The 25054-nt window shown below is 45.1% G+C and carries 27 protein-coding genes, 1 tRNA gene and 1 pseudogene; 7 read left to right on the plus strand and 22 right to left on the minus strand.

The annotated features are described in order from the left end of the window. Positions 1–47: 47 nt before the first annotated feature. Together crdR and EAO36_RS05135 are read left to right on the plus strand one after the other, a co-directional pair. Entirely contained in the window at positions 48–707 is a 660-nt protein-coding gene (gene crdR / locus EAO36_RS05130) for a copper response regulator transcription factor CrdR (protein WP_120955792.1), read from the plus strand. After that, positions 704–1924 (plus strand): sensor histidine kinase, encoded by a 1221-nt coding sequence (locus EAO36_RS05135; protein ID WP_120948426.1) that lies wholly within the window; start codon positions 704–706, stop codon positions 1922–1924. The genes crdR and EAO36_RS05135 overlap by 4 nt, the downstream gene beginning before the upstream one ends. A 13-nt stretch (positions 1925–1937) precedes the next feature. Here EAO36_RS05135 and EAO36_RS05140 read toward each other — a convergent pair whose 3' ends face one another. The 4 genes from EAO36_RS05140 to EAO36_RS05160 all read right to left on the minus strand — a co-directional run bounded on the left by EAO36_RS05140 (position 1938) and on the right by EAO36_RS05160 (position 6190). Beyond that, a complete protein-coding gene (locus EAO36_RS05140; protein ID WP_120948425.1) occupies positions 1938–2975 on the minus strand; it encodes a lipid A deacylase LpxR family protein in 1038 nt (345 codons plus the stop codon). Positions 2976–3358: 383 nt separating this feature from the next. Beyond that, a complete protein-coding gene (locus tag EAO36_RS05150) occupies positions 3359–4756 on the minus strand; it encodes a multiheme c-type cytochrome (RefSeq protein WP_120948423.1) in 1398 nt (465 codons plus the stop codon). Between the two features lie 30 nt (positions 4757–4786). Further along, on the minus strand, positions 4787–5383 hold the full coding sequence (locus EAO36_RS05155) for a cytochrome c3 family protein (RefSeq protein WP_235852379.1): 597 nt from the start codon (positions 5381–5383) through the stop codon (positions 4787–4789). Positions 5384–5578: 195 nt separating this feature from the next. Beyond that, a complete protein-coding gene (locus EAO36_RS05160) occupies positions 5579–6190 on the minus strand; it encodes an XRE family transcriptional regulator (RefSeq protein WP_120948421.1) in 612 nt (203 codons plus the stop codon). Positions 6191–6345: 155 nt separating this feature from the next. Here EAO36_RS05160 and EAO36_RS05165 point away from each other — a divergent pair, with 155 nt between their 5' ends. Then, positions 6346–6567, plus strand: a complete 222-nt coding sequence (locus EAO36_RS05165; RefSeq protein WP_120948420.1) for a tautomerase family protein — start codon at positions 6346–6348, stop codon at positions 6565–6567. Here EAO36_RS05165 and EAO36_RS05170 read toward each other — a convergent pair. From EAO36_RS05170 to tatB, 16 genes and pseudogenes are all read right to left on the minus strand, one after another. After that, positions 6564–7577, minus strand: a complete 1014-nt coding sequence (locus EAO36_RS05170; protein WP_120948419.1) for a TerC/Alx family metal homeostasis membrane protein — start codon at positions 7575–7577, stop codon at positions 6564–6566. The two genes, EAO36_RS05165 and EAO36_RS05170, sit on opposite strands and share 4 nt — an antisense overlap. An 11-nt stretch (positions 7578–7588) precedes the next feature. Continuing rightward, entirely contained in the window at positions 7589–8350 is a 762-nt protein-coding gene (locus tag EAO36_RS05175; RefSeq protein ID WP_120948418.1) for an ATP-binding protein, read from the minus strand. Between the two features lie 209 nt (positions 8351–8559). Next, the gene (locus EAO36_RS05180; protein ID WP_120948417.1) at positions 8560–9393 is read right to left on the minus strand and encodes an urease accessory protein UreD; all 834 of its coding nucleotides are present in this window, start codon (positions 9391–9393) and stop codon (positions 8560–8562) included. 2 nt (positions 9394–9395) lie between these two features. Further along, the gene (ureG, locus tag EAO36_RS05185; protein WP_120948416.1) at positions 9396–9995 is read right to left on the minus strand and encodes an urease accessory protein UreG; all 600 of its coding nucleotides are present in this window, start codon (positions 9993–9995) and stop codon (positions 9396–9398) included. Positions 9996–10016: 21 nt separating this feature from the next. Beyond that, positions 10017–10694 (minus strand): urease accessory protein UreF, encoded by a 678-nt coding sequence (locus EAO36_RS05190; protein WP_120948415.1) that lies wholly within the window; start codon positions 10692–10694, stop codon positions 10017–10019. 4 nt (positions 10695–10698) lie between these two features. Continuing rightward, positions 10699–11229, minus strand: a complete 531-nt coding sequence (locus tag EAO36_RS05195) for an urease accessory protein UreE (protein WP_120948414.1) — start codon at positions 11227–11229, stop codon at positions 10699–10701. A gap of 9 nt (positions 11230–11238) precedes the next feature. Next, positions 11239–11826, minus strand: coding sequence for an AmiS/UreI family transporter (locus EAO36_RS05200; RefSeq protein ID WP_120948413.1), 588 nt, complete (start codon positions 11824–11826; stop codon positions 11239–11241). A 193-nt stretch (positions 11827–12019) separates the two neighbouring features. Beyond that, positions 12020–13729, minus strand: a complete 1710-nt coding sequence (gene ureB / locus EAO36_RS05205; protein WP_120948412.1) for an urease subunit beta — start codon at positions 13727–13729, stop codon at positions 12020–12022. Positions 13730–13744: 15 nt separating this feature from the next. Next, positions 13745–14449, minus strand: coding sequence for an urease subunit alpha (ureA, locus tag EAO36_RS05210; RefSeq protein WP_104640777.1), 705 nt, complete (start codon positions 14447–14449; stop codon positions 13745–13747). Between the two features lie 162 nt (positions 14450–14611). Continuing rightward, positions 14612–14699: transfer RNA gene (locus tag EAO36_RS05215), tRNA-Ser, on the minus strand. 37 nt (positions 14700–14736) lie between these two features. Beyond that, positions 14737–15120: a hypothetical protein gene (locus EAO36_RS05220; protein WP_120955794.1), complete on the minus strand. Its 384-nt coding sequence runs from the start codon at positions 15118–15120 to the stop codon at positions 14737–14739. After that, positions 15114–15332, minus strand: coding sequence for a PP0621 family protein (locus EAO36_RS05225; protein ID WP_006017449.1), 219 nt, complete (start codon positions 15330–15332; stop codon positions 15114–15116). The genes EAO36_RS05220 and EAO36_RS05225 overlap by 7 nt, the downstream gene beginning before the upstream one ends. Next, positions 15325–15864: a 16S rRNA (guanine(527)-N(7))-methyltransferase RsmG gene (gene rsmG, locus EAO36_RS05230; RefSeq protein WP_120955795.1), complete on the minus strand. Its 540-nt coding sequence runs from the start codon at positions 15862–15864 to the stop codon at positions 15325–15327. The genes EAO36_RS05225 and rsmG overlap by 8 nt, the downstream gene beginning before the upstream one ends. Further along, positions 15861–16889, minus strand: a complete 1029-nt coding sequence (queA, locus tag EAO36_RS05235; protein ID WP_120948409.1) for a tRNA preQ1(34) S-adenosylmethionine ribosyltransferase-isomerase QueA — start codon at positions 16887–16889, stop codon at positions 15861–15863. Before queA ends, rsmG begins: the two co-directional genes overlap by 4 nt. Beyond that, positions 16889–17590, minus strand: a complete 702-nt coding sequence (gene tatC, locus EAO36_RS05240; RefSeq protein WP_120948408.1) for a twin-arginine translocase subunit TatC — start codon at positions 17588–17590, stop codon at positions 16889–16891. The genes queA and tatC overlap by 1 nt, the downstream gene beginning before the upstream one ends. Then, a pseudogene (tatB, locus tag EAO36_RS05245) lies at positions 17577–17988 on the minus strand (Sec-independent protein translocase protein TatB). The gene tatC and the pseudogene tatB overlap by 14 nt, the downstream one beginning before the upstream one ends. 152 nt (positions 17989–18140) lie before the next feature. On the opposite strand from tatB, the gene rpoD reads away from it, so the two are divergent. The 4 genes from rpoD to EAO36_RS05265 are packed head-to-tail and all read left to right on the plus strand — an operon-like array spanning position 18141 to position 23182. Then, entirely contained in the window at positions 18141–20015 is a 1875-nt protein-coding gene (gene rpoD / locus EAO36_RS05250) for an RNA polymerase sigma factor RpoD (RefSeq protein ID WP_120948406.1), read from the plus strand. Beyond that, a complete protein-coding gene (locus tag EAO36_RS05255) occupies positions 20012–20467 on the plus strand; it encodes a low molecular weight protein-tyrosine-phosphatase (RefSeq protein WP_120948405.1) in 456 nt (151 codons plus the stop codon). The genes rpoD and EAO36_RS05255 overlap by 4 nt, the downstream gene beginning before the upstream one ends. Next, positions 20460–21764: an SH3 domain-containing protein gene (locus EAO36_RS05260; protein WP_120955796.1), complete on the plus strand. Its 1305-nt coding sequence runs from the start codon at positions 20460–20462 to the stop codon at positions 21762–21764. The genes EAO36_RS05255 and EAO36_RS05260 overlap by 8 nt, the downstream gene beginning before the upstream one ends. Positions 21765–21820: 56 nt before the next feature. After that, positions 21821–23182 carry an FAD-dependent oxidoreductase gene (locus tag EAO36_RS05265; RefSeq protein WP_120955797.1) on the plus strand — a complete coding sequence of 454 codons (1362 nt, stop codon included), beginning with the start codon at positions 21821–21823 and terminating at the stop codon, positions 23180–23182. A gap of 13 nt (positions 23183–23195) precedes the next feature. Here EAO36_RS05265 and EAO36_RS05270 read toward each other — a convergent pair whose 3' ends face one another. Beyond that, on the minus strand, positions 23196–23618 hold the full coding sequence (locus EAO36_RS05270; protein WP_120948402.1) for a hypothetical protein: 423 nt from the start codon (positions 23616–23618) through the stop codon (positions 23196–23198). Positions 23619–23725: 107 nt separating this feature from the next. Continuing rightward, the gene (locus tag EAO36_RS05275; protein WP_120955798.1) at positions 23726–24832 is read right to left on the minus strand and encodes a Cj0069 family protein; all 1107 of its coding nucleotides are present in this window, start codon (positions 24830–24832) and stop codon (positions 23726–23728) included. Positions 24833–25054 lie beyond the last annotated feature (222 nt).

A 25054-nucleotide genomic window follows, 5' to 3' on the forward strand; every position in this document is an offset into this window, starting at 1 on the left:
GGGAAAAATGTTAGAATGCCCTTTCTAATCTATTAAAGTAGGTAGTTATGGCAAAAGTGTATAAAGGCAGGCTGTTTTTATTGGAAGATGATCCCCTCTTGCACCACATGGTGGCAGAATTTTTAGAGCAAAGCGGTTTTGAGGTGCGTGGGGCTTATGATGGCGATCGGGCTTTGGAGATTTTAAATCAAGAAGTTTTTGATCTGTGGTTGTTGGATATTCAGGTGCCCGGGTTGGATAGTTTTGAGACCTTGCAAGTCTTGCGCCAGTCCCACATTAACACGCCCACGATCTTTATTAGCGTGCTCAAAGACATGGTCTCTTTAAAAAAGGCTTTTCATTTGGGGGCTAGCGACTACCTCAAAAAGCCCTTTGATTTGGAGGAGTTGTTGATCCGTATTGAACGGCTTTTAATTATCCAAAAGGTCACGATCAATGAAGATTGTTTTTATGAGCAGGGCAGGTTGTTTAGACAGGATCAAAGTTTTATTTTGAGTGCCAAAGAAAAGCAACTTTTGGAGTTTTTCTTGCACCATAAAAACCAAATCCTCCCTAATGACCAAATTATTGCTAATGTTTGGAGCTATGAGGGCAGTGTCGATCACTCCACCCTACGCACCCACATTAAAAACTTGCGCAAATTATTAGGCAAGGAGCATATCCAAAATGTCAAGGGCTTGGGCTATTGTTTTAAGGCATGCGTATGAAACTCAATACCTACGAAAAGCAATCGCTTAGAAGTTTCTTGGGACTTTATCTGGGCTCTTCTTTTGTGCTCATGGTGGTGATTGCCCTTTTGTTTGTCGCCTATGCTAAAAACTTGCTCTTGGAGAATACTAAAATACGCCTCCAAGATCAGGCAAACAAAATCACCCAAGATGTGATCGAGGCGCACATGCAAGCTGTCGATGAGCCCTTTAAGACCCTAGCCCACAAGCATAGCCACGCGCGCTTTGTGCTCTTAGATCGCCATAATCGGGTGCTTTTTAATTATCGCTTTGGGAATGCGACCAGTTTGACCTTTTTTAGCCAAGCGACCCATTTCCCTTCGTTTTGGGATAAGAATAATACCTTCTACTTGGTCGATAATAAGACTTTTGGGCATTTGGGCGTGCATTTTGTGATTGTGCAAGAAAATCACACCCACAATCTCTTTGCCCCGCTTTACAAGCAGGTTTTATTGGTGTTCTTGTGTGCCTTCGTGTGCGTGGGGGGGATTGCCATTTTTCTGGCCCAACTCTTTTTAAAGCCCCTTAAAGACGAGGTAGCGCGCATTGATGCCTTTAGCAAGGACATAGCTCATGAGCTCAATACGCCCATTGCCACGCTCTTAATGGGGGCTAAAGCCCTGCTCAAAGTGGAGGACAACCCTAAAACTCTGGGGATTTTGATGAGTGCCCAGCGTATTTATTATCTTTACCACCAACTTGCCTATATCTTTATGGAGGATTTACGCCACGAGGAAGCGCATTTGCTGGACTTGCAAAATCTCATTTCCGGGCAAATCACCTCTTTTGAGCCTATCGCTAACTTTTATAAACTCACTTTGAGCCACGACCTCAAGCCCAAGACACTAAAGGCGTGCGAGGAAGATATAGTTACTTTGGTGGGGAACCTATTGATGAATGCGATCAAGTATAACCAACCGCATGGATTTGTGCGTGTCTGTTTGGATCAGGATTTGATCATCACCAATAGCGGGCGGGCTATCCCCTCCCATAAAATCGAGGAGCTCACGCGGCGTTATACCCGCATCGAAGGGCACACACAGGGCTATGGGATCGGCTTAGATTTAGTCCGCCGTATTTGCGATCGTTATGGCTTTGTCCTAAAGATCACCAGCACCCCCAGCTCCACTCAACCCAACCAGTATGAAAACACCTTTAAGGTGGTTTTGGACAGACCTGTCCAAGGTTTAAATTAGATCAATTCAATGGCTAGAAAGCAATGTCGAGCTCTATGCTCCCGATATTGTGGCTCTCAGGCTGTTCTCTAAAGGTTTTGCCTATGTTGGTAGCGGTCAAAGAGAGTCTAAAGCCCTTGTAAAGAATAGCCATGCCCCCCTGCACCGCATAGAGGGCGTAGGGTATTTGGGTGATCCCCCGAGTTAGGGGACTATTGCCCTGCACAAAGATGTCTATGGGTTGGTAACTCCCGCTAGCCCCCACAAAGAAGTAAAAGGAAAATTTGTTGCTATAGGGTTGCCCCCCGCTAAAATTAGTGTTGATTTTGTTAGGTCCAAAATCAGCGTTGAGGTTATAGCCAAATCTAAAAAGTGAGCCCAAGCGGGCATGGACAATGGCATTCCCCAAGGCAATATCCACCCCCGGGATAATGTCCATAGAGAAAAAGCGGGTGGTGAGGATGGGGACTTTATAGAGCCATTGGTAGTTGAATTGGAAAATAAATTCGTTACGGATTTGGTTTTGCCAGCCTTGGAAGGTTTTATCCCCCCAAAGCGTGTGCAACCAAGTTTGGGTTTGACCGGCCAAAGAATTAGGCCCCACCGTGCCTAAAGAGATGGCGATGCGTTCTAGGGCATGCTCTGTGCGTTGGTAGAAAATCAAACTGCCTCTAAGATAGCCGGCATATAAGTGATCCCCCGGGACAATGGAGCGTGCTAGGTGGTTACTCAAATGGGGGGTGTAGATACTCTGATCAACCCCGATACTAAAACGCGTCATTTTAGGGGTTTTAAACATTAAGGTGATATAGCGACTCCATGACATCCACGATTTAGAATAGGCCGCTCCCCAAAAATTATATTCTTTGGAGGTGTAACTTAGTCCATTCCCCGCACTATAGTAAAAATCCCGTGCATAGACATAGGCATCATTTTCAGAGAGCAAGTTGATAAATTGTTTTTTGTGGGGGACAAGCGGGGTGGGTGTTTCTAGCAACGATCGCGCCGGTAAAAGATCCCCACCCACACAACAAAGCAACCAAAGCGTTTTGACAAATCTACTAAGCCACATCCAACTCTCCTATCACGAAGCTTAGAAGCTCTTTTTGACGTGGCGGGGTTACCCCCCCCCCCCCCCCCCGCAGGGGCACACACCCGCTCAGTGTTTTAGCAAAAAGCATGGGGGTTTTTGGGTTGGTTGTTAGGAAAATATCACTGAATTGCTTGGTTGTGGTGTTGCGCCCTTTACCAGAGGTTGGGGCTTTAGATAAGAGTTGGATCGGGAAGAACAAAAACATAACTTTGAAAACGGCTTTTGATTGTAACATCGATGGCTATTTTAGCAAAATGGAGAATATTTTGAGACAAATCGCCCCCGCCCCTCCAATCTTTAGGGTCTTCTGTTACTCTTGGTAGCTTATTTTAAGAAAATAAGTGCCCAAGCTACACACCCCATCAATCCTCGATCTTATTGGTTTTGAGGCGTTTTTCATAGATTTTACGCAATTTGCGGATATCTTGTTGTACCTCAAAGACCCCATGCCAGTGGGAGAAATCCGGACCACCCATGATACCCCCTTGGCGCATACGGCGACCCTCATGGTGCCAGAGGTGATACATGGTATTTTGGAATTCATCAGCCCACATGTCTTTACCCAACAAGTTCTTTTTAGCCAATTCCTCTTTCATCTTCACCGCCTCTTTCCAATACTCATTGTAGAGCAAAATATTCTTGTCGGCCATGGTGAAGAAATTATCAATGTGTGTAGAATTATGGCAATCCATACAACCCGCTTTCATCTCAGCACGCGCAGCCTCTGGACCTTGAGGGTTACCTGCAAGGGGGTTACCATGCGTGATTTTGTTTTCAAATTTGAAAGCATCGCTAGCCGTTTCATACCCCCCAGTTCTAAGCTCGCTTAAGGGCATGAACAAATTCCATTTTAAACGGCGACTCACATTGTGGGTAACCGCACTCTTAGAGTTTCCGCTCATATGGCAGGTCGCACAGGTGGGGGCTCTAAAGTCAGGAACTTTCCAAGTCCCCGGGGCAGCATCAAAATTCCATTTGTTGCCCTCAGCATTAAAGATATGCCCGTGCATGGAGTTGTTGTAAATCTCAATATCGGGGTGATCAGGACCCAAGTGGCAACTCGCACAGGCAGCTGGTTTTCTAGCTTCCTCTAGACTGAATTTATGCGCGCTGTGGCAACTAGCACAATTGCCCACAGACCCATCGGGGAAGGCGGTGCCAATCCCATAGGTAGGCCATGTCTCGGGGGTGGGTCGTCTGTGTTTGTCTAATTTGATGATAGAGCCATGGCATTGGATACAGCCGGTTGCCTCTGGAGCACGCCCTAAATCCGGATGCCCTCTACCCTCGACTAGACGCATCAAATCGCGCATGCTCTGTTTGGCAAATACTTGCACCGCACCCCTAGCATGCCCGCTGTGTCTAAACTCCTCCACCTCTTTTTCATGGCACTTAGCACAGGTATTTGTGGAAACAAGCACAGAGATGGGGATTTTAGAACCATGGTGGCCATCCATGGTAAGCATGGGGCTATCCTTGGTAACACTATGGCAATCAATACAGCTCACGCCTGCATGGGCATGGCGACTCATCTTCCAATCAGCCACAATCCCGGGAGTCTCCTTTGCATGGCATTCGATACAGCCCTTAGCTTCAGCTCCCAAGTTTCTAAAAGTCTTTAGGGGCAACTGCACATCCATCGCATTATTGACACTTGTCCCGCCTCCATTGTGTTGTGTCTTGTGTGTCTGTGCAGACAAGCTCCCGAGCACTGCACAAACGACTAAGACCAATGACTGGCATTTTTTAACCACACGCATGGTTATCTCCTATGATCAAGTTTGACATCTTCACTCCTTTGTTTGGGATTTCGTTGCTTTTGTGCCCAGTTTAGGATTGGGAATTGTTGAGAGTTCCTCTAGACTCATCTTTTTCCCATCGACAAGAAATGCATTGGGATAGGGCTTGTAGTTTTCTTTCAAGTACTCTTTCAAGTGTAAGCCCAAGTTTTTATGCCCGACTTCATCTAAATGGCATTCTACACATTTTTTTTGACTCAATCCATTGAAGTAGTCTCGGTGGGGCAGAAAGGCTTTCATGTTGGAGGAAGTGGCATCCTTGAGATTGGCATGGCAACGCAAACAGCCTGTGTCAAAGACATATTCTTTTGCTCTCTTTCTGTTCTTCTCCCAATCAAATTTTTTAGGGTCTTTAAAGGTGTTGCCATAAACATCTTCAATGCCTAAAATGCTTTTGCGGATAAAATAATTCAACACATTGTCATGGGGTAAGTGGCAATCCACGCAAGCTGCTTGAAACCCCACGCCATTTTTGCCCCCATGTTTGTCCAAATGGTAAGAATTGAGCTCAGGTGTCATGATATGACAGATTCCACAAAATTTATCATCCCCAGTCCATTCCACCGCCTGCACGGTCAAAACGCTCAAAACGACCCCCAATACGCACCCCCCCACGAAGATCCAAAATACGAAATATCTCCTGATTCTGAGAGCCTCCAAGACACCCATTGACTTCCCTTGCAGTTTGGAACTATTTTGGGAATTATTGCACAGCAAAGCTAACGAAAAAAACACAAACGTAAATAAAATAATGGATATCTTAAATTCCCCTCCACTATCGTTCTATAAGCTGAAAGTGTGCAAAACCCCCACCACTCTCCCCAAAATCTCAATCTCATCTAAGGATTGCAAAATAATAGGCTGATAAACCGGATTATCGCTAATCAAAGACACTTGCGGGCGTTTGCAAAGCCGTTTGACATAGTATTCACTATCCAAATTCACGACATAAACTGCCCCTTCATAGCGGGTGTCGTCATTTTGGAATAAAAGCAAATCCCCTTCCTTGATGAGTGGCTCCATAGAGTTCCCCACTGCTTGTAACAAGCCCAAATGATCAGTAGAGGTGATCCCAAAATGTTTTTTGAGAAAAGATCGGCTCTGTGGGAGAAAAACCATGTGATTGCCCTCTTGATTCTTGGACATGCCAGCCCGCATATCCTTAAAATAGGGCACCATGACAATATCTTCAACCTCCCTATGAGTAGATGTGAAAAAATGCAGATCGGTATTGAGAGCACTGGCGAGCTTTTCTAGGGTATCTAGAGTAATATTACTTTTTTGCTCACTCTCATAGCGCTTGATGCTTTGCAAACTCACGCCACACTTGAGTGCTAGCTCTTCTTGAGTTAAGTTGTTTGCATTTCTAAGTTGTTTGAGCTTCTCCTTTAACATTTCACTCTCCTTTACACCAAAATATCTCTCGCTTATAGCATAACATAGTTAATAATAAGAAAAACCAATATTGAGATAGGGTTTTATCTCGCAAGCTTTAAGTCTATTTGAGGAAAGTATATGTTAGGATATTCGCAAAAATGGAAAGGAAATTGATGCCATACATTAACATTCGTATCTCAAAAGAACATGGGGGAGCTAGCGCAGAGCAAAAACGCGCACTCATTAGCGGGGTTACCGATTTGGTGGTGGATATATTGGGCAAAAAGAGAGAAGCTACAATTGTGATCATTGATGAAATCCATACTGATAATTGTGGCTTGGGCGGGGAGACCATCACCCGATTAAGGCACACACCCCCCGAACAAAAGGACTAAGATTCTTTGGGTTTGAAAAAGCTAAGGAGCACGCCCGCGCCCAGCACGCCTAAGACGATGTAGAGGCTGAGGGTGGGGCTGATCTGCAAACCAAAACCGAAGAGGTGAGAGGTAGCATCTAAAATGAGCTTAAGGCTGATAAAGCCTAGCACCACGATTACACTTTTTTCCAGATAGACCAAATAACCCTTTAGCACTTCCAACACAAAATAAAGGCTACGCAAGCCTAAAATCGCAAACATCATTGCACTGTAAATGATCAAAGGTTCTTTGCTCACCGCAATCACAGCCGGTACGCTATCAAAGGCAAACATCACATCGCTAAGCTCAATCACGGCCAAGCACAGAAACAAAGGGGTGGCGATGATCTTAGCCTTGCTGAAGGCACTCTGGTGGTGTAAAGCATTCACTTCGTGAGAATCTAGGTTTTTTTCAAGCACGTCTAAGCGCTCCTTGCTCACAAAAAAATCATGCCCGATAAGTTTTGGATAAACCGGGAAAAATTTATGGACCAATCTATAGGCAAGGTGTTGGGAGTAATCCTCGCCTTGTTCTTCCTCTTCTTTGTTTTGGTTTTGAATCATCACCACACAGCTATAACCCACTAGCAAGCCAAAAAGAATCTCCACATACGCTGATAGGTGCAATAATCCCGCCCCGATCAAGACAAAAATCAACCTAAAAATAATCGCGCCCAAGATGCCATAATAAAGCACGCGGTGGCGGTAAATTTCGGGCACTTTAAACCACGAAAAAATCGCCATCATCACAAAGAGATTATCTACCGATAGGGCTTTTTCTAACACATAACCAGTTAAAAATAAGGAGGCATTAGTTTTACCATCATGGATGAGCAAATAAAGCGCAAAAAGCAGGGCAACCCCCACCCAAAAGAGCGACCACAGAGACGCACTTTTAAGCGTGATGGTCTGATCTTGGCTGTGGGCTTTCAAGTCAATGAGCAGGGCTACCACCATGAAGATTAAAAAAACAAGCAGATCGGAGAACATGGGTTGTCCTTTTAAGTATCTAAAAATGCCCCATCGCTAAAGCTATTGGCATGCACATTGCAAAAGGCGTTTTTGAGTGAAGTGAAGAGAGTAGGGTTATTTCTCTCCATTTCTTGTAAAAAGTTCTTGGTGGCTAGCCTTGCAATAGGGGGTTTGTCTGAGTCGGGCTGTTTAGCTGGGCAGTTGCAATCCGGGGCGGTGGGGATATTTTGGGAGTACACAAAGTCAATACTCTGGCGTTCTCTAATGTGGATCAGCGGACGGATCACAAAAAGCCCATTTTCAGCCTTGTAAATGGGGGGCATGCTACGCAAACTCCCATTATAAGTAAAATTCATAAAAAAGCTCTCCACCGCATCATCCAAATGGTGGGCGATGGCTAGCTTGTTGTAGCCATGTTCTAGGGCATAGTTGTAAAGTACACCCCGGCGCATGCGCGAACAAAAACTACAATATGAGCTTTTTTCACGCCGTTTTTCTCTGATCGTTTGGGCGATATTGGTATAAAGAATCTCATGGGGGATATTTTGTTCTAGACATAGATCGCTAAGCCACGCCAAATCCTCTTTAAGTCCATAATGCACCGTAGCGGCTTTAAATTCAAATTTAAAGGGGGCATGGGCTTTCATGCGGGCTAACAAACAAGAGAGTAAAATCGAATCCTTGCCCCCACTTAGTCCCACCAAAATGCGATCGCCCTCGCCAATCAAGTTATAGGTGGCATTGGTGCGCCCAACAATATTTAAAATTTTCTTGCTAATGTTATAAGACATGATTATCCTTTATTATCAAATAGCCACCACTTCTCAGATCAGGTATTTCCAAATCCCCCATCTAAGACATGCTAACACAAAGAATCTAAATATGGGGCTTGGGTGGCTAGTCTTTATTGGCTGTTTTGGAAAACCCAATAATGGAGGATTTTGAGTCTAGGTCATGTGGCAAACGCTGAGGCTTTGACACAGAGCACCCTAAACCCCGCTCAACTCTCCATGCGTTCTAAAAGCAAAAGTGAAATGCGTTTGCGCAAGGCTAATAAAGGCTCCGAGCCATTGGCTAGAGCCTTGAGGCATAGGCTATGATAGCCCTCTGGCAATCTAGTGGGCAAGAGGCTCACCCCGGCATTGATCTGTGCGCTCTCCAGCAACTCTAAAAGATCCTCTAATTTTAATAGGCGCGTTAAAAAAATCCCATTCAAGTAATGCGTGTAATTGCCAAACATGCACGGGTTTCTTAAATCCATGCTAGTGGGTTCTAAAATCGTGTTATCTAAAAAGACACTTCTAAGAGACTCGCCTTCCTGGGTAGAAATTTTGAGCGTAGAGTGGATTTTATGGAAGGCAAAAGCCTCGCCCATCGCAATGCGCCCAGCCGTGATGATCTCGCTGTAAAGCAATTGGGCATTTGGGTGCAACACAATATGGCTATGATTTTTAAAATGCGCATTGGCAAAGGGGATAATGGGTAGGGGGGAGAAGTCTAGCAAAGCGTTTTGGTGGATATGGATTTGGGTATTGCGGCTAGCATACCCATCCTCAGTATCTTGGATCTTCTCAAAACTTTGAGACGAAAGCTCAAGCCGGCAATTTTCCCCAATGTCCATTTGAATCTCTTGGGCATCTCCTTTGAGCATCCCCGGGCTGACAGCGATCAAGATGATCTCAGCCATGTTGCCTTTTTCATAGAAAGGGGGCATGAGCTTAAAGGGCGGGCTAAAGTAGTTATCGGCGATCACGCACTTACCATTTTGCCCGATTTTGGTCCTCAAATAAAGCCTAGAAGCTTGGGCGTAGCTGGTGGGGTGTTGCACTGCCAAGTTTAGTCCTCTAGCAACGCGTATTTTTTAATCCAGCCAATCACATGATCTAAGCCCTCTTTAGAGCGGATATTGGTGAATAAAAAGGGTTTTTCTCCACGCATTTTCTTAGAATCGCGATCCATCACGCCCAAATCTGCTCCCACATAGGGGGCTAGGTCAATTTTATTGATGATGAGCAGATCGGAACGGGTAATGCCCGGACCCCCTTTTCTAGGGATTTTATCCCCCTCGGCCACATCGATCACAAAGATCGTGAAGTCAGCTAGCTCGGGGTTAAAGGTGGTGGAGAGATTATCCCCGCCACTCTCAATAAACATCAACTCAATATCGGGGAATTTGGCATGCAATTCTTCCACTGCTTCCAAATTCATCGATGCGTCCTCTCTAATGGCGGTGTGCGGGCACCCCCCCGTCTCTACCCCAATGATCCTCTCTCTGGGCATCACAGAGTTTCTACACAAAAACTCAGCATCCTCTTTGGTGTAGATATCATTAGTGATGACACCTATGCTGTATTGTTGGCTCATTGCCCTAGTTAGGGCTTCAATTAAAGCCGTTTTGCCACTGCCCACAGGACCACAAACACCGATTTTAACCATGATTTTCCTTTGCTAGATGGATTAAGACATATAAAGTCTGGAGTACAAATGCTCGTGTTGCATCGCCTTGATGTCGTTTTGGATACTTGCTGCGCATAGATGGCTTGCGTCTAAGCCCTCTAAAGTGGCGAGCAGGGTTGTAAAGCTCTCTTGTAGGGCTAATAAAATGCGTTGCCCGTCATTTTGGGCTAGGGGGATGGTTTTGACACAATTAATCACCATATTAGAGCTTTGCGCATAGAGATAGTGTTTTAGACCAGCCTCTAATCCCAATCCCAAGCAGGCACAGAAGACTCCATAAGCACTTGCATGGGTGGGGGTGGTGCTTTTTTGCATGTAGTCTTTAAAAAATGGACTCAGGGGGAGATCCAACACGCCAATAGTCTTTAAAAAACGATTCCCCAATTTTTGGTTGGCACTACGCAATTCTAAGGGCGGGGTGGCTAAACAAATCTGCTCCTCCATCTCCAAAATTAACTCCAAATCCTCTTGATTGGCATAGCCATAAGCCAATTTGAGAGCTAAGAGTTCGGTATATAAAAATTGGGTAGAGAGATAAGCACGCATGTAATCAAGTGCACTCTCTTTGTTAGAAACTTCCTTGTGCTGGATATAGGTTTCTAACCCGAAGGAGTGGGTGTAACTCCCAATGGGGAACATGGCATCATTCACTTGGAGCAATAAAAAATCTTTTTGCATGGACCTACTTTTTCATCACGATTTGCAAATCAGGAGCACTTTTAAACTTCAAAGGCGCACCGCCCTCCTGCAGAGGATCGGCATGGGGCGCGCTCACACTGATGCGTTGCGAGGCATCCAATTTGCTTTTTAAAACCTCATAGCGTAAAGCTAATTTGTCAAACAAGACCTGCAAGGGTCTCTCAAATGGGGTTTTAAAACTCAAAGGGCTATCCCCATAGTAAAGCGAAGCATGGCGATTCCCCACTTCATAGCACAAACGAGCCACCTGTGCCGTGCTATCAGTATAGACATGGAGGGTGGGAGTGGGGATAATGTTGATAGCAATCAGGCTTGTGGCATCTTCAAAGAGAATATCCCCATCGCATAAGCCCATCTTGGGGGGGTTTTTGAGCTTAAGAACCAACTCCGCACCTTTTTGTGAAGTGAAACGCCCCATTCTCTTTTGGGCATCAAACCACTCCAAATCGATAAAATCTAGCTCCTTAGAGCTACCCCCCTCCTTTAAATTCCCTAAAATGCTTTCTATGCGCAAAGCTTGACCTCAAGACCAGTGTTGGATGAAGAGCAACCAAGCGGGAATCCAAGCGGTGATCACGCCTTCGATGATGGCAAGCCATGGGACAAATTTGCCTAAGCTTTTGCCCAGTGCACATTCAATCCAACCAGTGAGCCACAACACGCCCCAAGCGAGCCAAATAAACGCCCACCAATCACCCTCGGTAATGCCCAAAAGGCGGTGATCATCAAGCGCATCTGAGTAGTGGGAGAGGATCGCTGCGGGGATGGTGTTGATGGTAACAAACAAACAATACCACCCATAAGGCTTCCAATCCAAATTATAGATGTTGTTGATCGCCGCATACATATAGGTGAAACCGAATAACAAGCCAGTAGCAGGTCCATAGAAGTTAATCAAGTGGTGAGATACTTGAGCGACATCCTCTGCACCTGTTACTGCGGGTGTGGGGTTGAAAGTGGAATAGACGATGGCAATCACATTACAGATGATGGAAAGCCCGCCTACAAACACATTCATCACGGCCTTGCTTCTAGCATCGACATTGGCAAGCCCGCAAACCCCGTTGCTAATCAAAACGATTGCAACATACAACAGCACAAGTCCTAACATGACCATCCTTTGGTGAAAATTTAGAGTTTCCTATCGCCCCCATCACGCACGCAAAACCCCCAAAACAAGTGCTGTAGGCTGTGGCGAAAAAAATTCTCTTGACTTCATTATAAACCAATAAAGTAAATCGACTCCCCCCAACAATGCCAAAAATCAAAACAGAAAACCCCCTCCATCCCTCCTTAAAAAAGACCTAGAACAAGTTGTAAAGTTGTGCTAGGCTGATTTTGTCTGCTGCTTTAGAGGTAACTTCCTTACCATCTACTTTCACTTTGTAGGTTTCAGGATTGACCTCAATGTGAGCGGTCACATCGTTGAATTTGAGATCTTTTTTGGTGATGTTGCGGCAGTTTTTAACTGGCAAAACCACTCTTTGCAAGCCCAATTCTTCCTTGATGCCGTTGTCATAAGCCACTTGGGACACAAAAGTAATATTGGTATCAAATTTGGCTTTGCCATGGTGGCCAAACATTTCGCGGTAATACACGGGTTGGGGAGTGGGGATAGACGCATTAGCATCGCCCATTTGAGAAAGCGCGATGAATCCGCCCTTAATGATCATGTTGGGTTTAATGCCAAAGAAAGCGGGGCTCCAAAGTACCAAATCCGCAAATTTGCCCACTTCTACAGAGCCGACATATTCAGAAATGCCGTGTGCAATGGCAGGATTGATGGTGTATTTGGAGATGTAGCGTTTAATGCGGAAGTTGTCATTATCGCCTTTTTCCTCAGGCAAGCGACCAAATTCTTTTTTGTTTTTGTCCGCTGTTTGCCAAGTGCGTGTGATAACCTCGCCTACACGGCCCATGGCTTGGGAGTCAGAGCTAGTAATAGAGAAAATCCCCATATCGTGGAGTTTATCTTCAGCGGCGATTGTTTGGGGACGAATCCTAGAATCAGCAAATTGGACATCTTCTTTGATGTTTTTATCCAAGTGGTGGCACACCATCAACATATCCATGTGTTCGGCTTCTGTATTCACGGTGAAAGGGATGGTGGGGTTGGTAGAGGCTGGTAGGATATTAAATTCGCCAGACATTTTAATGACATCAGGAGCGTGTCCCCCACCAGCACCTTCAGTGTGGAAAGTGTGGATAGTGCGCCCAGCAATGGCTTGCAAAGTGTCTTCCACACAGCCCGCTTCGTTCAGGGTATCGGTGTGGATAGCCACTTGCACATCGTATTTGTCAGCCACATTCAAGCAATGGTGAATCGCTGCAGGTGTACTACCCCAGTCTTCGTGGATTTTAAAGCCAATGGCTCCAGCTTCGAGTTGATCAACTAGGGATGGTTCATAGGATACATTCCCCTTACCTAGATAGCCCAAGTTCATGGCATATTCTTCAGAAGCGCGGAGCATGGTTTTGAGATTCCAGCGTCCTGGAGTGATGGTGGTCGCATTGGTCCCATCAGCAGGTCCTGTTCCCCCACCAATCATGGTTGTAATCCCGCTAGCAAAGGCAGTTGGGATTTGTTGGGGAGAAATAAAGTGGATGTGGGTGTCAATCCCACCGGCTGTAACAATCAAACCTTCGGCAGCCAAAGCCTCAGTAGCAGGACCCACGCAAAGATTGTTGCAAACGCCATCTTGCATGTCTTTATTACCCGCCTTGCCAATGCCATGGATTTTGCCGTTTTTAATGCCAATGTCAGCTTTGTAAATGCCGGTGTAATCCACGATCAAGGCGTTGGTGATGACTAAATCGAGCTCATGGCTACTAGGGCTATTGGTTTGCGCCATCCCATCGCGGATGGTTTTACCGCCACCAAACTTAATTTCTTCGCCGTAAGTGGTGCAGTCATGTTCGACTTCTAGGATTAGATCGGTATCACCCAATCTCACTTTATCGCCCGTAGTGGGCCCGTACATAGAAACATATTCTTTTCGAGAAATTTTTTTCATCGGATTGTCCTTTCCTTATTTTTTGTCGCAACCGCAATTAACAACGCCAAAACCATGTTCTTTGGCGCGCTTCAAGGCAAGTTTTTTGCCATCGGTATCGGCTTGGCGATCCACTAGAGAGTTAAAGCCGTAAATGCGTTGGTTACCACCAATTTGAATCAATTCCACGGTTTTCTTCTCACCGGGTTCAAAGCGCACAGCAGTTCCAGAAGCAATGTCTAAGCGTTTGCCATAGGCTTTTTCGCGATCAAATTCGAGAAGCTTATTAACTTCAAAGAAGTGGAAGTGAGAGCCCACTTGCACAGGGCGATCGCCTTTGTTATGCACTTCTAAAGTGATGGCTTGTTTGCCCGCATTCAAAGTAATGTCTTCGTTTTTCAAAATCACTTCACCGGGAGCAAGTTTATGCCCACCATCTTCAACGGGAGTGTGGATGGTTACCAGTTTTGTCCCATCAGGGAAATTAGCTTCAATCCCCACTTCGTGGATCATATGGGCCACACCGGGCATGACATCATCAGCTTTGAGCAAAGTCCTGCCTTCTTGCATCAAATCTGCTACACTTTTCTTACCCGCACGCGCTTCTTCCATCACATGGGCACTGATGAGAGCCACCGCCTCGGTATAATTGAGCTTAACGCCATTCGCTTTGCGTTTTTTAGCCAATTCGCCCGCATAATGCAACATGAGCTTGTCTAGCTCTTTAGGGGTCAATTTCATCCTAAACTCCTTCTACCAAATTTGTATTATTGAATAGCTAGGCTACCAACGGGACGGATTCTAGTCTGTTTTGGCTAACCTTTGTTAATATCTTGGCATGCAAGATAATATTATTTATTCTAAGTTGATCTTATTTGTCAAAAATATAAAAACAGGGGAAAATGGCGGAGAGAAAGGGATTCGAACCCTTGAAGGCTCGCACCTTACACGCGTTCCAGGCGTGCTCCTTCAACCACTCGGACATCTCTCCAAGAGAACTATTCTAGTCTATAAAGGCTAAAAACACTCTAAAGCCACAAAAAAGACTGGAACACCGCACCATCTAAACGCAATTTGAGCACCTCTTCTAATTCTTCCTCCCGCTCAATCACTTTTAAAATACGCGCATCTAGTAAGTAGTCATTAGCAATGCTTTGACACTCTTCTAGTTGGTTTTCTGCCAAGATATATGCCGGTTTAAAATTAGCCATTAAGGTACACTCTAAAGGGTTTTGCACCCATACAGCGTATTTGACACCTTGATCGCTACAATGCTTAGAAAGTCCAAAAGCGTCTGTATTATAGGTTTGGAAAAAGGGGATCGTGTGGCTAGGTACTTGGGCGATCGCCCGTATATCAGCTACGCATTTAAAGGGCATGCAGGGGATTTTAGGGTGTCCAAAAACTAACATGAATCCCCCTTTTGCAAGCACGCTTGGCAACAATAGGCACGCCCATTGCTAAAAAACGCTTCTTGGCTGGAAACATAGGTTTGGCAATGCGCACACTCTAATAAGCTCTCAATTTGGGAAGGATTAGAAGGACGGGGTTTGCTCTTTTTGGGGCGCAAAAATAGCCAGCAAATCCAGCCAATGATGAGTAGGGGAATCAATAACCTAAGCAAAATCTCTCCTTTGGGAGTAAAAATAAACCCGTTTGCCATATACATGGCATTCGCAATCAGCACAAGCGATCTCGGTGCGTAGCTGGCTACCCTTGTAAAATAAAAAATGTCCTTGATTCCTTAAAAAAGGCACGCTTAAGGCAATCAAATCTTTGGCTTGCATCAAAGCTCGTGAGGTGATCAAATCCACTAACTCTGTTTTGGGGCTTAATGCCTCAATGCGTACACGTTTGATCTCAAGATTATCTAATCCCAATGCCCCCTTTAAGTGGTGTAAAAAAGCCACTTTTTTAGCGTTGGGCTCCAACAGAATAAAGCGGGCATGGGGGCAAGCTAGACTTAAGGGGATGGCTGGAAAGCCCGCCCCACTCCCTATATCTAAGCAGGACCTAAAGGGCTGGATAAAGTCCAAAACTTGCAAGCTGTCTTGGATATTGTTCTTAATGTCTTGATGGCTTTTTGCACCGCTCAAATTATGCACACCCCCCCACTCTAAAAGCAAATGGGCAAATAGGTCTAGTTTAGCCCTCATAAGATCAACATCCCATCGCCATAAGAATAAAAACGATAATGGTGTTCTATGGCAATTTTGTAGAGTTCTAGGCATTTGTCCAAGCCCACCATAGACGCGACCAACATGATTAAAGTTGATTCAGGCAGATGAAAATTAGTCAGTAGGGCTTGGGCGTGCCTAACGGGATTGCCTGGGTGCAAAAAGAGATTGCAAGGTTCAAGCCCAAAACCCCTTTTGTAATGCTCCGTGGCTCTTAAAGCAGTGGTGCCCACACATAAAATGTAGGGGGCATTGTCTAGGGCCTCCCCCGCTTGTGGGGATACCTGCACAAACTCGGCGTGCATGGGGTGTTGCCTGATATCCTCACTCTGTACGCTTAAAAAAGTCCCCGCCCCCACATGCAAGGTGATAAAAACATGCCTAAAGTTCTTTAATAAGTGGTTTTTTGCGCTCTGTGAGAAATGTAAAGATGCGGTGGGCGCAGCAATGGCTCCGGGATATTTAGCAAAGACGCTTTGGTAATCTTGCAAATCTTGCACCTCATCAGAGCGTTTTAAATAAGGTGGGAGGGGCACATGCCCTAAGAGTTCCAACATCTCTAAAACCCCTGCCCATTCTAAAAACCCCTCTCTCTCCTTGATAAAACGCACCAAGCGCATGCCATTTTCTAACACTTTTTGCACTTGGACACAATACCCATGCCTTAAATCAAGTACCAAACCTGCACGCACTCTCCCACGCATTTGCACCATACAGTCCAATAAACCTTGAGGCTGGTGGATCAAAATCTCTACTGGTTTGCCCTGCTCTTTGTACCCATAAAGGCGGGCCTTGATCACTTTGGTATCATTGAGAACCACAAGGGCATTGGGGGGGAAAAAATTAAAGATTTCTTTAAAAGTTGTGTGGGTGAGTTTGTCACTGGTGCGTTCATAGACCATTAATTTAGCCTCTTCTTTGGGACTAATGGGGTGCGTCGCGATCAAGTGTGGTGGCAAATGGTAGGTATAGCTCGTGCGCAAGAACTCTCTAGGGACGGGCATTAGAGTTTGGAAGCGGGATTAACCCATTTGGCGATTAAAATAGAGAGTCCATAGAGTCCAATGAGGGGGAGTGCCATTAGGACCTGACTCATCACATCGGGGGGGGTGATGATGGCGGCGATGATAAAGATCACCACAATGGCATATTTGAAGTAATTTTTCAAACTTTCATCGGTGATCAAACCCACTTTGGCTAAGAAAAACGCCAAAACCGGCAATTCAAACGCAATGCCAAAACCTAGAATCAAACGGGTAAAAAAGCTCACATAGCTAGAAGCAGAGATATTGGCCTCAAAAACCGCATTCCCAAAGGTAGAGAGGTAATTGATCACAAAGGGGAAGACAATGTAGTAAGAAAATGATGCGCCTGCAATAAACATCAAAGTTCCAAAGAAAACAAAGGGCAAAACCACCTTTTTTTCATTTTTATAAAGCCCGGGAGCGATAAAAAGCCATGCTTGCCAAAAGATCACGGGCATGGACACCACTAAAGCAGCAAAAAAACTCACCTTGATAGCCACCATGATTCCCTCAATCGGGGAAATCTGTATGAGCTTACCATGGTAGGAAGCTTTGATCCACTCAAAAATAACCTGCCAAAAATGGAAACACAGCCCGAAGGTGACTACTAAAACGGCGATGGAGATCAGCAGGCGTTTGCGTAAATCTTGTAAATGGGGTTTGAGATCATCTAGGAGCATCGGGGGGTTTTTTCTCCAAACTCACTTTAGGTTTCTCATCAGCATGCACCTCCTCAGCCAAACTATCTAAGGGGTTGTCTTTGGCAATGCTTTGGGTGATTTCTTTGAACTCTTGCAACTCCTTGATCTCCTTGACCTCTTCTAGTTCTCTTTTTAAAGAGTTTTGCACATTCTGCGCGCTTTCTTCAAAATATTTTTTGTATTCCAAAGACTGTTGCCTAAGTTCCTCGATGTGAATCTCCTTATCTAGAGTCTCTTTAGCATCACTGAGCGTTTTTTTTAACCGCACGGAAACACTTAACAATATCCACTAAAGCCTTAGGGAATTTTTCAGGTCCTAAAAAAATGATGGCGACCACAAGCACGACCAATAACTCAAAAAAACCCATTCCAAACATGACCTGATTATAGCATATTACTCGATAAGATGAGCACCTCTGTATTAATTTGTTTGTAAGCTAAAATTAAATATAATACGTACGTTTTTCTCTTTCTAAATTGTTGCTGTGGCGTTGGTGCGCCTACTCCAAATTGTATAGGATGTTTGAACATGGAAAATGCTAACCACAAATCTACCAAAAACCCCCATAAAATTCAAGAAGAGCTAGAACAACTCTTCCAAGAGAGCGACTCTAGTGTTTCTTATGAGCGCATTGTGGATATTATCCAAAAAATCCCCACGCTAGCACAGATCAAGAAGATCAAGGATTTGGCACTCAAATACCACAAGAGTTTCATACACTCCTCAGAATATGCGCTCACTTCTCTCCACTCTATGGAAAGAAAAACGACACGCAAACGATCCAAAGCCTTAGAAGAAGAGGAGGACAGCCTTGACTTTATCAAGGAAAAGGAATTGCACGAGTGGTCTAGGAGCGATAGTCCCGTGCGGATGTATTTACGCGAAATGGGCGAAATCCCACTTTTGAGCAAAGATGAGGAAGTGGAATTAAGCAAACAGATCAAGCTAGGCGAAAACATTATCTTAGATGCCATCTGTTCTGTGCCTTATTTGATTGACTTCATCTATGGCTATAAAGAGGCGTTGATCAATCGCGAAAGACGAGTCAAGGAGTTGTTTAGAAACTTCGATGACGAGGAGAGTGCGACCAAGAAAGACGAGGAAGTTGAGATGGAGGAGGGCGAAGATGAGGAAGGCTTGGAGGTGAAAAAAAATCTCTCCGAGAAGGATAAAAATCGTGTTGAAAAAGTCTTGGAGAGCTTTAAAGCCCTAGATAAGGCCAAAAAAGATTGGCTCAAATCGCTCAACACTCCGCCCACTTCTCAAGAGGACGAGCTTTTATACGCCTTGACTTTGGCCTATAAACGCCGTGTGTTGAAAGAAAAGCTCTACGACCTAGGACCCACAAGCAAGCTCATCAGCGAATTGGTCAAAGCAATGGAAACTTCACTTAAAAGTGGGGATGGGTTTGAAAAGGAACTCAAACGCCTCGAATACAAGCTGTCTTTGTTCAATGAAAGCCTTATTGAGAACCACAGAAACATTTTAAAGACCATCACCACCATGAGCAAGGAGGAGATTGCTAGCATGGTCCCAGAGGCAACCATGATCAGCATTTACATGGAGATTAAAAAGCTCTTCCAAACTAAGGAGGCGAGCGAAGATGGCTTTGATTTAGAACCTAGCAAACTCAAGGAGATTTTAGAGCAAATCAAGCGGGGCAAGCTCATTTCAGATAAAGCCAAAAACAAAATGGCACGCTCCAACTTACGCCTTGTGGTGAGCATCGCTAAACGCTATACCTCCCGTGGGTTGCCCTTTTTGGACTTGATCCAAGAGGGTAATATTGGTTTGATGAAGGCGGTGGATAAGTTTGAACATGAAAAAAATTACAAGTTTTCCACTTACGCCACTTGGTGGATCAAACAAGCCATTAGCCGTGCAATCGCCGATCAAGCCCGCACTATTCGCATCCCCATCCACATGATCGACACCATCAACCGCATCAACAAGGTCATGCGCAAGTGCATGCAAGAAAATGGCAAGGAGCCAGATTTAGATTTGGTGGCCAAGGAGGTGGGTTTGCCTTTAGATAAGGTCAAAAATGTGATCAAAATCACTAAAGAGCCTATTAGCCTCGAGTCGCCGGTGGGCAACGATGATGATGGCAAATTTGGGGACTTTGTGGAAGATAAAAATGTGGTCGGCTCGATGGAACATATCATGCGTGAGGACTTAAAAGCCCAGATTGATGGGGTGCTCGATCAACTCAACGAACGCGAAAAATCCGTGATCCGTATGCGCTTTGGTTTGCTTGAAGACGAGAGCGATCGCACGCTAGAAGAGATTGGCAAAGAGCTCAATGTTACGCGCGAGCGGGTACGCCAAATTGAGAGCAGTGCCATTAAAAAATTGCGTAGCCCCCAATATGGGCGTTTGCTCAGAAGCTACTTGCGTATATGAAACCCCAAAGCCTCTTATTTTTATGTTTGGGCAATATCTGCCGTTCCATGTTGGCACGGGGTATTGCACTTGAGCTGATCCAAAAGCAACAATTAAATTTAAAAGTCGATGGGGCGGGTATTTCTAACTACCATGAGGGCGAACATGCCCACCCACCCATCATTGCCCTAGCCAAAAGGCATGGCATTGATTTAACTCCCTTTAAAAGCAAACCCATTACCCAAACCTTAGCCACCCGTCATGATTGGATCATTGCCATGGATACAAGCAATGTCAAATCTCTAGGCACGCTGGGCATCACCCACCCCCACATTTACAAATTAGGGGACTTTGGACTAGGCGGAATAGACATCCCCGATCCTTACACCTTCACCCAAGAGAAAGATTTAGAGCAGGTCTATGGGCTCATCACTCAGGGAGTTCAAGAACTCTTAAAGCATTGCCATGCCTAAAGTCTTGCTCCTTCTTGTGGTGTTTTTAGCAGGAGCATTAGCCCATGATGGGGTTTTATTGGATTTAATCAGACTCCCCCAAAAAGCGACCTATTACCTCCCCAAACACGCCCTACCCATTCCCTCTAAAGCCAAACTCAAAAAAGCGTATTTGGAGCAATGGTATGCCCCTTGGGTGGATATGCCCGTGATGGATACTCATGAAGTTTTTTGGATGCTGGATACTTTCAGTGCTTTGGGTTTTGGCAAAGATGGCAAGCCCAATGACCCCGTACGCATGCAAGCTCTCTATGAAAGTATGGACATCCCCCACTACCCCAGCACAGCCCTTAAAGCAGTCATTTTAGCCGATACCAGCGTACGCGCTGTGCCTACTGATGAGCCTTATTACCGCACCAAAGATGGTTACCCCTTTGATCGCTGGCAAAATTCCTTTATTTTTGCCGGTACACCCGTGCTCATCACCCATTACAACAAGGAACACACTTACGCCCATATCCAAAGCAGTTTTGTTTTTGGCTGGGTGCGTGTGGAAGACATTGCTCCCATCAAACCCCAAATGATCCAGCAAGTGATGCGTTTTAAAGAATACCTCACCCCTTTACGCGACAAAATAGCCCTCTATGATCAACGCAGGAACTATCTAGCAACAGCGCACATGGGTGAGATTTTCTTAAAAATCCCCAATACTTCTAGGCAGGTCTATATCTACAAACAAGATCAAGAGGGTTATGCGTATCTGAGCCCGGCTTTTGTCAATCCCAAAGATTTTACCCCCTTTCCCCGTCCGCTCACCCAAAAGACTATGGCGACCATCATAGACACCATGCTAGGGCAAAAATACGGCTGGGGGGGAGCGCATCAAGACCGTGATTGTTCGGCTTTCACGCGGGATAGCTTTGCTAGTTTTGGGATTTTATTACCCCGGAACTCTCTAGCCCAAGTGCAGTATGCCAAAAATGCCATCGACCTTAGCCACATGTCTGCACATAAAAAAGAAGCCTACATCATCAAACACGCCACCCCCTTTGCGACCATTCTTTGGCTCAAAGGGCATATCATGCTCTATCTGGGTACGCGCCACAGAAAAGCCATCGTGGCGCATAATATTTGGGCAATCTCTGTGCCCAAGCACCGCAAAAAGACCCACATTTACAACATTGGTAAAGCAGTGATCACAACTTTAAGACTGGGCAAAGAACACAAGGACATGTTTGCACATTCCAAACTCCTAATCGATCGGGTCAAGGCGATGTCCGATCTTTATGATTATAGCTTAAAGCTGGTGGTGTATTGATTATGCTAAATATAATATGCTAAGATCGGGCTTTTTAATTCAAATAAAGGACTTACATGAAGCGGGATTTTGATGTGGTGATTGTGGGGGGCGGGGTGTCTGGTTGTGCCCTACTTTGGACGTTGAGCCAATATACAGACCTAAAAAAAATCGCTTTGGTGGAGAGAAGAGGTGGTTTGGCTAAGGTGAGCTCGAATGCCAAAGCCAACTCTCAAACTATCCATGACGGTGCGATTGAAACCAATTACACCGCCCAAAAAGCCAAGAAAGTTAGGCTTGCAGCTGAAAAACTCAAAAATTACGCCCTCAACAAAAACCTACAAAATACGGTTATCTTTGAAATGCAGAAGATGGCAATTGGGGTGGGTGATAAGGAATGCGCCTTCATAACCAAAAGGCATGAAGAATTTCAAGAAATTTACCCTGGTCTCACTTTTTTTGATAAAGCCAAGATCAAGCAAATTGAACCCAAGGTGATTTTGGGCGAACAAGGCCTAGATCGCCCCGAAAATGTTGTTGGGAGTGGTTTTGAGAAATATTGGTGTGGTATGAACTTTGAGTTATTGAGCGAGAATTTTGTTCAAGAGGCCATGAAAATCCACTCCGAAAACCATGTCTTTTTTAACTTCAAAGTGTCCCGCATTGAGTCGTGCATGGATGACGAATGGGCGGTGATCTCTACAGAGGGAGATGAAATCTATGGGAAGTTTGTCCTAGTTGATGCTGGGTCGTATTCCTTGCCCCTAGCCCAGTCTATGGGCTATGGTTTGGAACTGGGTTGTTTGCCTGTAGCGGGGAGTTTCTACTTTGTACCCGGCAATTTGTTGCGTGGTAAGGTCTATACCGTGCAAAACCCCAAACTCCCCTTTGCAGCCTTGCATGGCGACCCGGATGTGTGGATCAAAGGCAAGACCCGCTTAGGACCAACAGCTTTTGCGATGCCTAAATTAGAGCGTAATAAAAATCTCTTAAAGGGTGTGAGTTGGGAGCTCTTTAAAATGGACTTTAACCCCGATGTAATGGGGATTGTCTATGATCTTTTCTCAGAAAGAGACATCCGCAACTATGTCTTTAAAAACTTGGTTTTTGAATTGCCCTTCTTTGGCAAGCGCAAGTTTTTACACGATGCGCGCAAGATCATCCCTTCACTCTACTTGGGCGATCTGCAGTATGCCTATGGTTTTGGGGAAGTACGCCCCCAAGTGCTCGATCGTACCCGCAAAAAATTAGAATTAGGGGAAAAGAAAATCGTTACTGGTCGGGGAATCACCTTTAACATGACTCCCTCCCCGGGCGCGACCAGCTGTTTAGAAAATGCGCTCAAGGACGCTAAGGAAATCGCCGAATATTTGGGTGCGCATTTGGATGTTGAACGCTTCTACAAAGAACTATCTCCTGAGGAGCTCAAAACCCTTTAAACTCTAAGAGGGGTTAGTAAATGGTGATGTGTTCGGGCTTGCAAAAAAGCACAAGCTCCTTGCCATTTTCTAGGCGATAAAGCTCAATGGAGCCTTGATCTAAGACAAAATCCACGCTACAATCATCTAGATGGACCTCTATGCGTTGCATATTAACTTCCTTGCGGTCGGGTTTAATAGTTAAAATCCGTCCGGTAAAAGCCATAGGGTCTAGCTTTAGGTGCTGGCTAAAATTAGGAATCAGCATAGATATGACCTTAAGGATGATGGTGATATCATCATCAACTTGACAATTTTCGACATCTGCAATGGGGCATTTGGCCTGCACCACAACATCTTTGGTTTCAAAATGCACTCGATAGTTTCCCTGCCCCCTCTCGTGCAAAGAGATTTTGCCCCGTATGCGGTTTTTAACATAAATACTATTGCTAGCCATAATTTCCCTTATTTTAAGATCATGATTGGAGGTTTCGTCCATTTTACCACAAACAGATCAATATACAAGCTTACTTTTTAGGCACCAACCCCTCCAATTTACCTAAATTAGCCTAGTTTGTCCTCAAGAATATCGATAATCGTATTAGCCACTTTGCGCGCGGTTTTGTCCAAAAACTCTACCGGGGTGGTAAAGCCCACGCAAGAACAATTGATTTCGCCTAGAATGTATTTGTCCTTGCCATGTTCATTCGTGTCTAAAATGAAATCGGCTGTCCAAATCAGGGGCAGGTCATAATTGCCCAGTTTGGTTTGGATATGGGGGAGCTGCCTTAAAAAGTAATGCACGAGCTCATCCCATTGCTCTGGCTTGTCATAGCGGTACTTTGCCCCACTAAAGAGAGTGGCACTAAATGCGTCCGCCCCTTCAGCGGGTTTTTTATGCACCACATAAATGGGGTGTTTGTAGAGCATCAGAATGCGAATCTCGCCCTCTTTAATGCGGGGTAAAAAGGTCATATCCACTAGCATGCCATTATCCCCAACTAGGTATTTTTCGCAAAAATCCATAAATTCGCCCAATTGGCGGTGTTCTACATGGTTATCCACCGCTTCAATGCATTTAATTTTGGCATTTAGGGGGACTTCACTCACTCCCGCAGGCAGAGGCTCTTCTAGTTGCACATGCCAAATGCCCTCACCAGTGGAGCCACGATTTTGCTTTAAGACTCGCTCACCCTTAGCCAGAGTTTTAGGGAAAGTCTTTTTCAAGTCATGCTTATCGCTCCAAGTCACTCCAATGCGCTTTGCCTCCTCTTTGTCATAATAGGCATAAGTGTCATCAGGCACTAGCTCGGTATCGGCGAGTTTGGTGAGCGCGTCCTTTGCTCCATAACCAATCATCGCATCTGGGTGGGGCATGCCAACCACGCCATGGTCGCAGAGTTTGCGCAAGAGATCAAAATATAGTTTCTCTTCTTTCAAATTGCCCGGATTGACCCGTGAAACATAGGCATCTGCCACCTTTTGCACATATTCGTAAATGCCCTGTGTTTTTCCGCTATCTTTTAAGATTTCATCGGTGAGTTGCACCACTTCAGCCTGCCAGCCAAGTTTTTTTAGATAATCCATCATGGGCATGGTGTCGCGTCTATGCCCGTCTCTACCCTTATCTGTGCCACCCACAGCCTCAAAAAACACTACATGCTTTTTCATCATGTCCTCCAAAAAAGATTTTTGCGGCTAATCCGCTAGTGCTATTGTAGCATTTTGAATCCAAGCCACGCTCAATCTCTAGGGTTTTTCTCCCAAAAGCTATGGCAACTCATTGCCCTTTAGGGTACCCCAGACAATAACTCTTTTGGGATATGGTAATTTAAAACCAAATTTTTAAGAGCGTCTGTAAAGGTTTGCACATTGGAGGGGCTGAGTTGGTAT

Source organism: Helicobacter mehlei, assembly GCF_003660265.1.
GTDB classification, from domain to species: domain Bacteria; phylum Campylobacterota; class Campylobacteria; order Campylobacterales; family Helicobacteraceae; genus Helicobacter; species Helicobacter mehlei.

Coding starts and splice junctions, on each gene's coding strand:
- crdR (WP_120955792.1), top strand. CDS start 48: ATGGCAAAAGTGTATAAAGGCAGGCTGTTTTTATTGGAAGATGATCCC.
- EAO36_RS05135 (WP_120948426.1), top strand. CDS start 704: ATGAAACTCAATACCTACGAAAAGCAATCGCTTAGAAGTTTCTTGGGA.
- EAO36_RS05140 (WP_120948425.1), bottom strand. CDS start 2,975: ATGTGGCTTAGTAGATTTGTCAAAACGCTTTGGTTGCTTTGTTGTGTG.
- EAO36_RS05150 (WP_120948423.1), bottom strand. CDS start 4,756: ATGCGTGTGGTTAAAAAATGCCAGTCATTGGTCTTAGTCGTTTGTGCA.
- EAO36_RS05160 (WP_120948421.1), bottom strand. CDS start 6,190: ATGTTAAAGGAGAAGCTCAAACAACTTAGAAATGCAAACAACTTAACT.
- EAO36_RS05165 (WP_120948420.1), top strand. CDS start 6,346: ATGCCATACATTAACATTCGTATCTCAAAAGAACATGGGGGAGCTAGC.
- EAO36_RS05170 (WP_120948419.1), bottom strand. CDS start 7,577: ATGTTCTCCGATCTGCTTGTTTTTTTAATCTTCATGGTGGTAGCCCTG.
- EAO36_RS05175 (WP_120948418.1), bottom strand. CDS start 8,350: ATGTCTTATAACATTAGCAAGAAAATTTTAAATATTGTTGGGCGCACC.
- ureG (WP_120948416.1), bottom strand. CDS start 9,995: ATGGTTAAAATCGGTGTTTGTGGTCCTGTGGGCAGTGGCAAAACGGCT.
- EAO36_RS05190 (WP_120948415.1), bottom strand. CDS start 10,694: ATGCAAAAAGATTTTTTATTGCTCCAAGTGAATGATGCCATGTTCCCC.
- EAO36_RS05200 (WP_120948413.1), bottom strand. CDS start 11,826: ATGTTAGGACTTGTGCTGTTGTATGTTGCAATCGTTTTGATTAGCAAC.
- ureB (WP_120948412.1), bottom strand. CDS start 13,729: ATGAAAAAAATTTCTCGAAAAGAATATGTTTCTATGTACGGGCCCACT.
- ureA (WP_104640777.1), bottom strand. CDS start 14,449: ATGAAATTGACCCCTAAAGAGCTAGACAAGCTCATGTTGCATTATGCG.
- EAO36_RS05220 (WP_120955794.1), bottom strand. CDS start 15,120: ATGTTAGTTTTTGGACACCCTAAAATCCCCTGCATGCCCTTTAAATGC.
- rsmG (WP_120955795.1), bottom strand. CDS start 15,864: ATGAGGGCTAAACTAGACCTATTTGCCCATTTGCTTTTAGAGTGGGGG.
- queA (WP_120948409.1), bottom strand. CDS start 16,889: ATGCCCGTCCCTAGAGAGTTCTTGCGCACGAGCTATACCTACCATTTG.
- tatC (WP_120948408.1), bottom strand. CDS start 17,590: ATGCTCCTAGATGATCTCAAACCCCATTTACAAGATTTACGCAAACGC.
- rpoD (WP_120948406.1), top strand. CDS start 18,141: ATGGAAAATGCTAACCACAAATCTACCAAAAACCCCCATAAAATTCAA.
- EAO36_RS05255 (WP_120948405.1), top strand. CDS start 20,012: ATGAAACCCCAAAGCCTCTTATTTTTATGTTTGGGCAATATCTGCCGT.
- EAO36_RS05260 (WP_120955796.1), top strand. CDS start 20,460: ATGCCTAAAGTCTTGCTCCTTCTTGTGGTGTTTTTAGCAGGAGCATTA.
- EAO36_RS05265 (WP_120955797.1), top strand. CDS start 21,821: ATGAAGCGGGATTTTGATGTGGTGATTGTGGGGGGCGGGGTGTCTGGT.
- EAO36_RS05270 (WP_120948402.1), bottom strand. CDS start 23,618: ATGGCTAGCAATAGTATTTATGTTAAAAACCGCATACGGGGCAAAATC.
- EAO36_RS05275 (WP_120955798.1), bottom strand. CDS start 24,832: ATGAAAAAGCATGTAGTGTTTTTTGAGGCTGTGGGTGGCACAGATAAG.